Here is a 10,669-nt window from a genome sequence, read left to right as displayed (position 1 = left end):
ACCGCGGCCATTCCTTTAGTGGGTAAATTGCCACCAGGTGATCACCAAAACGGGGATGGCAATGGCTACTATAAGCAAGGGTAAACGCATGCTGCGTTGATATTTGCTCTGCAAATGGCGAATAGCGGTGTGCTCGTCACAGGCCGCAACCTTATCTATATAGAAATAGCCATTATCCAGATACTGTTTACAATGCTGCTCGTCGGCAGGAATGGCAATTAACTCGTTTTTCTTTTTAAGGACATAAAAATCCATAGCACCACCACATACACTTTGCTATGTGCGAATCAAGTGAACATCCCTTCGCTTACTTTATATATCGACTTACCCTGATTATTCAGACCGCCGATGTCCCTTTTTTATTGTTCACGAATTAAAAAAGTGGGGGATTCTAAAATTAAATAAATACCAATTGCAACCCCCGCCACCGATATTTTACTCATTCCCTGTAAACCCCCTTTACAGCAGGTTCAATTAAACTCGGCCTGTACTCGTAATAAAAACCACAACTAACTGTTATTTATGGAGTTAATTTCAAATGTCACAACGACAGACGGGATTTGGGAGCAGGGGATAATTTCGGGGTCGCCTTCCACAGTCTTTGCTGCTACATTGCCCATATAAGCGAAACGAGGAGTAGGGCATGGGCAGGCATCACAATGAACCATTACATGGTGTTATTTTTGATATGGATGGCACCTTATTTAGTTCCCAGTTAGATTTTGCCCTTATTCGCGAGCAAATAAACTGTGCTCATGGCGACGATATACTGGAATTTATCACTCGTCTGGACAGCGATGGTCAACGCCATGCCGAACAGGTGATCCTCGACCATGAGCTGGCCGACGCCGAGCAAGCCGTGCTCTTGCCACAGGTGGCTCAATCACTCGCCAGTTTGCACAAGGCACAGATACCCATGGCCATAGTGACACGTAACTCCGAGCAGGCCACGGGCATTAAAATGAGCCGAAATCCCATTCCCATAGATCTGGTGCTTACCCGAGACCATGCACCCGCCAAACCCGATCCCAGCGCCTTATTACATATTGCCGAGCGCTGGCAGATGCAGGTAAAACATCTACTGTATGTAGGCGACTATAGATACGATATCGAAGCCGCGCACAATGCCAATATGCGTGCATGCCTGTATGCACCGCACACCATTCCCGACTATGCCAGCCAGGCCGATTATGTGATCCGCTGCTTTAGTGAATTACCCGCCCTGGTTGAGTTATGTTAAATAGCGACATTTTTTACATTTTACTCTGTGACCCTGGCTTTAATAAAAACATGGTACTAGCCCAATGTGCTGCGAGTTGTTAAAATCGAGCAAAGCATTAAATTCAAACTTGAGAGATTGAAAATGGGCAGAGCGTTTGAAGTTCGTAAAAACGCCATGGCGAAAACCGCTGCGGCAAAAACAAAAGTAAACTCAAAATACGGTAAAGAAATCTACGTCGTGGCAAAAAACGGCGGTGCTGACCCAGAGACCAACCTTTCTCTTCGTCGCTTGATCGATAAAGCGAAAAAAGATCAGGTACCGGCACACGTAATCGATAAAGCCATTGAAAAAGCCGCCGGCGGCGCTGGCGAAGATTATTCAGCGGCGCGTTACGAAGGCTATGGCCCGGGTAACTGCATGGTTATCGTTGACTGTTTAACAGACAACCCAAACCGTACCATTAAGGATGTACGTCTACCTTTCACCAAAACCGACTCAAAGATTGGCAGCCCGGGCTGTGTTGCGCACATGTTCGATCACCTGGCCATCCTAGGTTTTGAAGGTGATGACGATGAAGCCGTGCTAGAAGCACTGATGATGGCCGACGTGGACGTGACCGATGTAGAAGTAGAAGACGGCAAGGTTTCTGTATTTGCACCGCACACCGAGTACTTCAAAGCCAAGACTGCGCTTAGTGAAGCATTCGATGGCATCAACTTTGAAATCGACGAGATCACCTTTGTGCCACAAACGCACATTGAGATCACCGACGAAGACGATATCGCCAACTTCGAGAAGTTTATGAACATGCTTGAAGACTGCGACGATGTGCAGAACGTGTATCACAATGCCATTGTGAACAAGTAAGCGCAGCAACTAAGCCAAAAAAGAAAAGCCGGATTAATATCCGGCTTTTTTGTGTAAAGGGGCTTTACACTTCTTACGACTCTTCCTTAAACAGGCGACGATAGAGGTGCAACAGTGGCTCGGTATAGCCACTGGGCTGCTCGCAGCCTTTAAATACCAGCTCCAGCGCCGCCTGGAACGCAAGACTTGCATCAAGGGATTGTTCATCCCCAGCCATGGCGAGATAGTTGGGATCACCGGCATTTTGCTCATCCACCACCTTGGCCATGCGCGCCATGGTATTACGCACTTGCTCTTCGCTGCAGACGCCATGATGTAGCCAGTTGGCAATATGTTGGCTGGAGATCCGCAACGTTGCCCTGTCTTCCATCAAGCCCACATTGTTAATGTCCGGTACCTTAGAGCAACCTATGCCTTGCTCGACCCAACGCACCACATAGCCGAGAATTCCCTGGGCATTGTTATCGAGCTCCAGTTGAATATCTTCCGGACTCAGTTGCTGGGTATTATCTATGGGCGGCGTCAACAAGGCCGCTAAAGATTCGGCACCAAGTGTTGGCAAGGATTTTTGCACCGCAAACACATCGACCGCATGATAGTGCAGGGCATGCAAGGTTGCCGCGGTAGGGGAGGGTACCCAGGCGGTATTGGCCCCGGATTGCACATGACCCACTTTCTGTTCCATCATCAAGGCCAGCTTATCGGGAATAGGCCACATGCCCTTACCGATTTGCGCCTTGCCGCTAAGACCGCATTCCAAGCCTATGCTCACATTACGCTTTTCATAGGCATCAATCCAAGGTTGCTCTTTGATCTTGGCCTTAGGTAAGACGATACCGCCTTCCATTGCCGTGTGAATTTCATCGCCGGTTCTATCCAAAAAGCCGGTATTAATAAACACCACCCTGTGTTTGGCGTTGGCAATACAAGCTTTTAAATTAACCGAGGTACGGCGCTCCTCATCCATAATGCCCATTTTAATGGTGTATGGCTCAAGCCCAAGTAAACGCTCCACCTCGGTGAACAGTTGCTCAGTAAAGGCCACTTCTTCGGGGCCGTGCATCTTGGGCTTAACAATATAAATGCTCTTGGTTCGGGAGTTCGCTAATTGACCGCGGCCATGATATTCGGGTAGCGCACACAAAGTTGTGAAGATGGCGTCCATGATACCTTCAAACACCTCGTTGCCGTCGCTATCGAGGATCGCCGGGTTGGTCATCAGGTGGCCGACATTACGAACAAACATCAGGCTGCGCCCGTGCAGGGTTAATTGCGAGCCATCCAGCTTGGTAAAGTGCTGATCCGGGCTCAATGTACGCTCAAGCTGCTCGCCGCCTTTGTTAAAGCTGCAGCTCAGCTGTCCCATCATGAGGCCAAACCAATTGCGATACACATTGGTTTTATCTTCACCGTCGACCGCCGCGACCGAATCCTCACAGTCCATAATAGTGGTGAGCGCCGCTTCCATAATGATGTCTTTAATACCGGCCTTATCATCACGACCAATGCGATGATGCGGGTCGATGGCAATAATAAAATGCAAACCATGATGGCAGAAAAGCAAGGCCGAAGGGCGTTGGGGCTGACCCTGAAAACCAAGCAACTGGGCCGGGTTTTGCAAGCTCACCTGCTGAGAATCCCCCAGGGTCACAACCAGCTCACCATTGTTAATGGCGTACTCGGTACTTTCGATATGCGAGCCGCTGCTTAGCGGCAGGGCCTGATCGAGAAACTGACGAGCATAAGCCATCACCTTAAAGCCGCGCACCGGGTTATAACCACCGCCTTGCTCGGCGCCTTCCTGCTCGGCAATCACATCGCTGCCGTAGAGGGCATCGTAAAGAGAGCCCCAGCGGGCATTGGCGGCATTCAGGGCAAAACGGGCGTTGCTCACCGGCACCACCAGTTGCGGGCCGGCCATGGTAGCAATTTCGGCGTCCACATTGGTGGTTTCTATGCTCACGGACTCGGGGGGATCAACTAAATAACCTATCTCGCGCAAAAACGCCGTGTATTCATCAAGATTATGCTCGGTATTGCCCTGATAGTAGGAATCTATCTGCTGCTGCAGCGTCTCACGCTTGGCCAGTAAGGCTCTGTTGATGGGAGTAAGTCGCTTGATAATATCGGCAACACCGGAGAACAAGGTATCGCCGTCTATATCGGTCTGGGGCAGTACCTCTTGAGTAATAAACTCATAGAGCGTGGCGTCAATAGACAGGCCGCTGTGCGAGATGCGCTGAGTCATGAGCAATTCCTTTAAACGAACAAGTGTTATTTCACTGTAAACGAAAATATGTGAATGTGAACACCAAACCTATTCACTCAGAATATAGCGGTAATAATAACTATAAATTTAATAAATCCTCAAAAAACGGCCTAGGGTAAAAATACAACGCGGCAACCTCTCACATGTTGTCGTTAAACATAACCACCTACTCGTTCAAAGGATACCGACAATGAAACAGTACAACGCACAGATCGACAGTTTAGCGACGCTATGCCAACACAATGGTCAACGCTGGAGCAGCATCAGCCCTGTGTATGCGGCGCGTATGCAACTGCAAAACCGTTTTAAAACCGGTTTGGATATTGCCAAATACACCGCCAAAATCATGCGTGAAGACATGGCCGCTTATGATGCGGATTCGAGCCAATACACTCAGTCTCTGGGTTGCTGGCATGGTTTCACGGCGCAGCAAATGATGATGGCCATTAAGCGTCATCAAAAGACCACCAAACGCAGTTATGTGTATCTGAGCGGCTGGATGGTTGCGGCGCTGCGCTCCGAGTTCGGTCCACTTCCCGATCAAAGTATGCACGAGAAAACCTCGGTTCCGGCACTGATTGAAGAGATCTACACCTTCTTAAAACAGGCCGATGCCCGTGAGCTGGACCACCTTTATAAAGCCCTGGACGCGGCGCAGCAAAGCGGCGCAGACACCTCGGCTATCGAAGCTCAAATCGATAACTTTGAAACCCATGTGGTGCCTATTATCGCCGATATTGATGCCGGTTTTGGTAACGAAGAAGCCACCTATTTGCTGGCCAAGAAGATGATTGAAGCGGGCGCCTGTGCCATTCAAATCGAAAACCAGGTATCCGATGCCAAACAATGTGGTCACCAGGCGGGTAAGGTGACCGTACCGCACGAAGACTTCCTGGCGAAAATCAACGCCGTACGTTATGCCTTCCTAGAACTGGGTGTGGAAGACGGCATTATCGTCGCCCGTACCGATTCATTGGGTGCCAGCTTGACGCAAAAAATCCCGGTCAGTAAAGAGCCGGGCGATCTCGCCAGCCAGTACATCGACTTCCTAGACGCTCAGCCTATTAGCGGCGCCGATGACCTGGAAGACAACGAAATGGCGATTAAGCTTAACGGCCAGCTGTGCAAGCCGGTACGTTTAGACAACGGCCTCTACCAGTTCCGTGCTGGAACCGAGAAAGACCGCGTGGTACTGGACTGTGTCACCAGCTTGCAGCATGGCGCCGACCTGCTGTGGATTGAAACCGAAAAACCGAATGTGCAGCAAATTGCCGAACTGGTAAACCGAGTGCGCGAGCAAGTACCAAACGCCAAGCTGGTGTATAACAACTCTCCGTCATTCAATTGGACATTGAAGTTCCGTGAGCAGGTTTTCGCACAATGGCAGGCTGAAGGCCGCGATCTAAGCGCCTACCCAGATCCAACAGCGGATGCCAAGGTATTAATGGATGCGAGCCTGGATAGCTCGGAGCTGGCGGTTGCTGCCGATGAGCTTGTACGTAACTTCCAGCGTGACGGTGCCCGTGAAGCAGGTATCTTCCACCACCTGATCACCTTGCCAACTTACCATACGGCGGCGCTAAGCACGGATATTCTCGCCGAAGGCTACTTCGGAGAGCTGGGTATGCTGGCCTATGTACGCGACGTTCAACGTCAGGAGATCCGCCGCGAGCAGGCCTCGGTTAAACACCAGGATCTGGCCGGTTCGAACATAGGTGATACCCATAAAGAGTACTTCTCCGGTGAAAATGCGCTTAAGGCAGGCGGTGAAGCCAATACCATGAATCAGTTCTAACCACTGTGTGTTGCAAGCAAAAGGGCCGAATGGCCCTTTTTTATTGGGATCAGCTTTTAACCAGGTCAAGCTATGCCCGAAGCAAAGGGGCACAAAAAGGGCTAAATAGCCCCTCAAATGAGGCCTAAAGCAAAATTTTACCAAGTGTCTTGATATAATTTTTAGGAACAAACCAAGATTTTACTAACTGCTCAGGGGATCCCGGAACATTTTTTTACTAACCCAAACGCCGGGCATTAAAAAAGGCCGTACGAATGACGACCTTTTGGTTCAGTGCAAGTGGTAACTTAGGCTTGATGGCGACGCAGGGGCACCACTGAGTTATCGTCGGAGTCCTCAGACTTTGGGCTATCGTCGCCCTGAGCAAGCGCATTAAGGCGCTCACGTACGCTCTGAGCTTCTTGCGCCGCGGTTTTTTGTGCCGCTTGGTTTAAACGAGCGCGTACGGAATCAAGCTGTTGTTGCTGTGGATCCTGCGGGGCGATATGGTCTACCGACACACCTTCCTGAGCCATCATATCGGCCAGAGAGTCTGAGGGCAGGTTGAGCGCCATCACAGCAATATCCAAGGTTTCTTTACAGCTAATTTTCTCGGCCAGGCTCAACTGCTCAAGCGCCTGCTTAAGCTTAGAGTAATCAAGAAATAGCTGACTTAAATGATTTTGCAGAATCGACTGTGAAGTAAGGTGATCCGGCTTCGACAGTGGCGCAGAGAGTGCGCCCAGCAAGCCTTCTTCACGCATTTTTTCAATCAGTGCGGCGGAGGGCATGTTGAGGTCGGTAAAAACCTGATCCACATTACGCTTGACGCGAATAGCTTCCAGCATGCTTAAGCGCGCAAAGGCACGACTAAGATTATGATGATCCGTTAGTATTGCAAACATAAGCCCTCCTGTTTTGAGTCGCCAGTCTAGCAGACGACTGTTAAACTTTTATTACAAAACCCACACTTCTACACGGCGGTTGCGTTCACGACCTTGTACAGAACTGTTATTGGCAACTGGCAAGGCTTCACCAAAGCCCTGGGTATCGAATACCTGAATACCACGCGCATTCAGTTCGGTGGCTACCGAGCGAGCACGTTGGGTAGATAAGGTTTTGTTTTTCGCGTCGTCGCCGGAATTATCCGAGAAGCCCATTAGTACTACGCGCTTTTGCGGATGCTCTTCCAGGAAGCCCAACAGACGCTGTAAGTCGCGCTTACCCTTGTTATCAAGCTGGCCGCTGCCGAACTCGAAACGGAACGTCAGAGACAGACGCTGGCCTTGGCTGGCATATTGCTTGTACAGCGCAGGAGCCGTTAGTGGTGCCTGTACCTGCTCAACATGGATATTCTGTGAAATGAGACCCGTGTCGGCAACGATTTCCTGACCAGGGTAAGAAATAGCGTAATGAGCAAAGTTCTTAACGAACATATTGGCCGTGGTCGGTGTATACAGATACAAACGACGTGATAACGCATAGTCCTCGGTACCTATGGTAAAGCGGGTAGGGTAGATAGGCGCAGTTTGCTCACCCTCAGAGATAGCCACCGCTTTATTGTGCACTATGTAGTTAAGGCCGATAAAACCGATACTGTGCTCGTCTTGCGACACCAATTGCGATAGTTCAGAGCTTGATTCAAAGCGCTGGGCATTATTGCTTAATTTAGCGCTGTGCTTTTTCAATACCAGGTTTTTAAAGGTATCCCAGGTGCCAGATTTAGCATCACGTGCATACAGGTTAATCGCCGCAGATGCACCGCCTAGCTCACGCCAGTTGCTGATTTTGCCGGAAAAAATATCCGCTAACTGCTGCGTGGTTAAATGGCTGATGGGGTTGTTTTGGTTCACGATCACCGCCAGACCATCCAGGCCGATAATGTGCTCATTACCCACCTGACTGAAGTCACCATATTGTTCTTTTAGGCTGGCCACTTCTTTGTCTTTTACCTTACGCGAAGCCATGGCTACATCGGCCTCGGCCGCCTTCACATCGGCAAAGCCGGTGCTTGAGCCGTGCGCATGCAATTCGATATAGTAAGGTTTATCGGCCAAACGGTAGTGAAGCTCGCGCTCTACCGCCACATCGCCTTGCTGCCACTCAAAGTCGCTCGCACCTTGCTCTGTTAGATAACCTTCGATTAGCGCCGGAGCCAGCTTTTCGCCTATGGTGTTAGAACCATGAATACGAAATGCCAGTTGCGCCTGCACCTCAGCCGGCATTTGGGCAGCAGGGGCTGCGCTTACCGTCGTGGTGTTTTGTGTTTGTACCGGTGCTTGCTCGGTGCTTTGCACCGGCGCCTGTGTCACCACCACCTCGGGCTTGCCCGCAAACATGGTGTAACTGGCCACGCCAAGCGCTATGGCCGCTGTGATTGAAGTAAAGATGAGAGCCAGTGGCTTCTTACCGTCCGTCTTTGGCTCGGCCTGGGTGGCTGCAGCGGCGGGTTGTTTAAGTGCGCTAATAACGGCATTAAGTTCGCTGTCGCCAAGCAAACCCAGTTCGTTAAGTACGAGATCACGGTAATTATCATCATTGATAAATTTTTCCGTAGCGATATCAATGCCAAATTTACTTTGCGCCAAATTTTGCAACTGCTTTAGCTGTGCAATGAAGTTCTGTTGATGTGCTGATGTCATGTGTTAAGCCCATGTTCAATTTTGGGCTAAGAATAAAACAGAAAAATGACAGTTTTATGAAACGTAAAGGGGGTTTACGTTTCTCTCTTTTTATTGATAATCAGACATTTACCCAATAAAAGTACATTTTCAAGGAAAGAGGATGGTGTAAATCTCTGGATGCTTATTTATTGGCAGCGCCCTGGCGTTTGCCACCACCGGCTATCTCGGCGACGTAGGGTTTTTGTATATTGTCTCCGGAGCCTTCCTGCTCCTTGGCATCATGCAGTTACGCCGCCCCAACCAAAACGGCTAGGACGGATAAAAACTAGTCGCAGTGTTTTAGCTCGAGCTCGGCTTTATCCCGCAAGGACTCGGGTAGCTCCTTTTGCACCGCCACACCCAGCTCTTTAAACTCATTGGCTTGTTTAATTAAATTGCCCTTACCGCTGTAGAGCTGTGAAAACGCCTTATCATACGTTTCCCGCGCTTTATCAAGCTGCTTGCCGACCCCTTCCATGGACACCAAAAAGGCGTTGAGCTTGTTGTAGAAACGCTCCGCTCGTTTAGCCAACTCCTGTGTGTGTTTGGATTGATCTTCAAAGCGCCATAACTGCTTCACTATATTCAAACTGGTCAGCAAGGTGGTGGGCGTGGCCACCAGAATATTCTTTTCAATGGCGCGCTGATACAGATCGGGCTGAAACTTAAGGGCTTCGACAAACGCGCTTTCGATGGGCATAAACATGATCACCACCTCGGGCGAATTCAATTGCTCAAGGCGGTGATAGTCCTTGCCAGCCAACTCATTGATACGATCGTTCACCGCCTGCACATGCTCACCCAGAGCCTGTTGGGCTTCGAGTTCGGTTTGCGCGTTAACATAACGGGTGTAGGCATTGAGCGAGGTTTTCGCATCTATAACAATATGACGCTGTTGCGGCAGGTACACCACCACATCGGGGCGCAAACGGCCAACCGGAGAGTCAAAGCTGACCTCACGGCGATAGTCCTGATTAAGGCGCAGTCCCGCACTGTCGAGCACGTTCTCCAACATTAGTTCGCCCCAGTTACCCTGAGTCTTCTTTTGCCCTTGTAGTGCCGTAGAGAGCTGCTGTGCCTGTTCGGTGATCGATTGATTCAGTTTTTGCAGATGTTGCAACTCGGTTTTCAGCGCGGCGCGTTGCTGCAATTCCTGGGCATGAATGTGCTCCATCTTATCGCGAAAGCCTTTGAGTTCCCCTTGCACCGGCTTCAGCAGCTGCTCCATATTTTCCTGGTTAAGGTGTTTAAACTGTTGCGACTTATCTTCAAAAACCTGATTGGCGAGCAGGGCAAATTCCTTTTTCAGGCTTTCCTTGGAGTCCTGCAACAGCGAGAGCTGCTGCTGAAAATGCGTTTCCTTTTGTTCCAGGGTCGCCTTAAGGGATTCGTAGCGGCCATGCAATAAGGTCACTTTTTGCTGCAATTGATCGACCTTTTCGCGCTCGTTTACCACCTGCAGCGCCAGCTCAGTGCTGCGCACCTCGGCACTTTGCACCTTCTGCTGCAGCTCATTATTATTTGCTTGGGCAGCGCGTACACGGCCTTGACTGCGTAACAACAGGATGACGAGGGTAAGCGTAGATAAGGCAAGCACCGCAAGTGCACTTAACAGCGCCGGCGGGCTTTGAGAAAACAAGGCGAACATACTGATCTCGCAATAGTTATTGTTATGAATAAATGATAATACCAATTGTATCAGGAAAGTAATCAATTATAGTGGCGCGGATGTTCGACCTGATGCTCCTGCATTGTCTACTGCCGCCATCCCTGGCGGCTTTTCGACAAGGTGCTCCTGCATTGTCTACTACCGCCGTCCCTGGCGGCAAATTTCAGGCAAAAAAAAGCCAGCGAATCAAGCTGGCCTTAGAATC

At 49.9% G+C, this 10,669-nt stretch carries 8 protein-coding genes; 3 read left to right on the top strand and 5 right to left on the bottom strand.

The window, feature by feature from the left end; translation table 11 throughout:
• Positions 1–15: 15 nt before the first annotated feature.
• The gene (locus C2M36_RS06980) at positions 16–255 is read right to left on the bottom strand and encodes a hypothetical protein (protein WP_105254304.1); all 240 of its coding nucleotides are present in this window, start codon (positions 253–255) and stop codon (positions 16–18) included.
• Positions 256–643: 388 nt separating this feature from the next.
• On the opposite strand from C2M36_RS06980, the gene C2M36_RS06975 reads away from it, so the two are divergent.
• Both C2M36_RS06975 and C2M36_RS06970 read left to right on the top strand, forming a co-directional pair.
• Positions 644–1,240: an HAD family hydrolase gene (locus C2M36_RS06975; RefSeq protein ID WP_105254303.1), complete on the top strand. Its 597-nt coding sequence runs from the start codon at positions 644–646 to the stop codon at positions 1,238–1,240.
• A gap of 123 nt (positions 1,241–1,363) precedes the next feature.
• Positions 1,364–2,089, top strand: coding sequence for a YebC/PmpR family DNA-binding transcriptional regulator (locus C2M36_RS06970; RefSeq protein WP_105254694.1), 726 nt, complete (start codon positions 1,364–1,366; stop codon positions 2,087–2,089).
• Between the two features lie 73 nt (positions 2,090–2,162).
• Here C2M36_RS06970 and C2M36_RS06965 read toward each other — a convergent pair whose 3' ends face one another.
• Positions 2,163–4,337, bottom strand: a complete 2,175-nt coding sequence (locus tag C2M36_RS06965) for a malate synthase G (RefSeq protein ID WP_105254302.1) — start codon at positions 4,335–4,337, stop codon at positions 2,163–2,165.
• Between the two features lie 211 nt (positions 4,338–4,548).
• On the opposite strand from C2M36_RS06965, the gene C2M36_RS06960 reads away from it, so the two are divergent.
• Positions 4,549–6,153: an isocitrate lyase gene (locus C2M36_RS06960; RefSeq protein ID WP_105254301.1), complete on the top strand. Its 1,605-nt coding sequence runs from the start codon at positions 4,549–4,551 to the stop codon at positions 6,151–6,153.
• Positions 6,154–6,440: 287 nt separating this feature from the next.
• Here C2M36_RS06960 and C2M36_RS06955 read toward each other — a convergent pair whose 3' ends face one another.
• The 3 genes from C2M36_RS06955 to rmuC all read right to left on the bottom strand — a co-directional run bounded on the left by C2M36_RS06955 (position 6,441) and on the right by rmuC (position 10,443).
• Positions 6,441–7,037: a hypothetical protein gene (locus C2M36_RS06955; RefSeq protein ID WP_105254300.1), complete on the bottom strand. Its 597-nt coding sequence runs from the start codon at positions 7,035–7,037 to the stop codon at positions 6,441–6,443.
• A gap of 51 nt (positions 7,038–7,088) precedes the next feature.
• Complete coding sequence (locus C2M36_RS06950) at positions 7,089–8,774, bottom strand: phosphate ABC transporter substrate-binding/OmpA family protein (protein WP_105254299.1); 1,686 nt, start codon at positions 8,772–8,774, stop codon at positions 7,089–7,091.
• A gap of 307 nt (positions 8,775–9,081) precedes the next feature.
• Complete coding sequence (gene rmuC, locus C2M36_RS06945; RefSeq protein ID WP_105254298.1) at positions 9,082–10,443, bottom strand: DNA recombination protein RmuC; 1,362 nt, start codon at positions 10,441–10,443, stop codon at positions 9,082–9,084.
• Between the last annotated feature and the right edge of the window lie 226 nt (positions 10,444–10,669).

It is taken from the genome of Pseudoalteromonas sp. T1lg75 (assembly GCF_002964705.1).
Taxonomy (GTDB): Bacteria; Pseudomonadota; Gammaproteobacteria; order Enterobacterales; family Alteromonadaceae; genus Pseudoalteromonas.
The sequence above is the reverse complement of the archived record's forward strand: the minus strand, read 5'-3'. Positions and strand labels throughout refer to the sequence as shown.

Coding starts and splice junctions, on each gene's coding strand:
- C2M36_RS06980 (WP_105254304.1), bottom strand. CDS start 255: ATGGATTTTTATGTCCTTAAAAAGAAAAACGAGTTAATTGCCATTCCT.
- C2M36_RS06975 (WP_105254303.1), top strand. CDS start 644: ATGGGCAGGCATCACAATGAACCATTACATGGTGTTATTTTTGATATG.
- C2M36_RS06970 (WP_105254694.1), top strand. CDS start 1,364: ATGGGCAGAGCGTTTGAAGTTCGTAAAAACGCCATGGCGAAAACCGCT.
- C2M36_RS06965 (WP_105254302.1), bottom strand. CDS start 4,337: ATGACTCAGCGCATCTCGCACAGCGGCCTGTCTATTGACGCCACGCTC.
- C2M36_RS06960 (WP_105254301.1), top strand. CDS start 4,549: ATGAAACAGTACAACGCACAGATCGACAGTTTAGCGACGCTATGCCAA.
- C2M36_RS06955 (WP_105254300.1), bottom strand. CDS start 7,037: ATGTTTGCAATACTAACGGATCATCATAATCTTAGTCGTGCCTTTGCG.
- C2M36_RS06950 (WP_105254299.1), bottom strand. CDS start 8,774: ATGACATCAGCACATCAACAGAACTTCATTGCACAGCTAAAGCAGTTG.
- rmuC (WP_105254298.1), bottom strand. CDS start 10,443: ATGTTCGCCTTGTTTTCTCAAAGCCCGCCGGCGCTGTTAAGTGCACTT.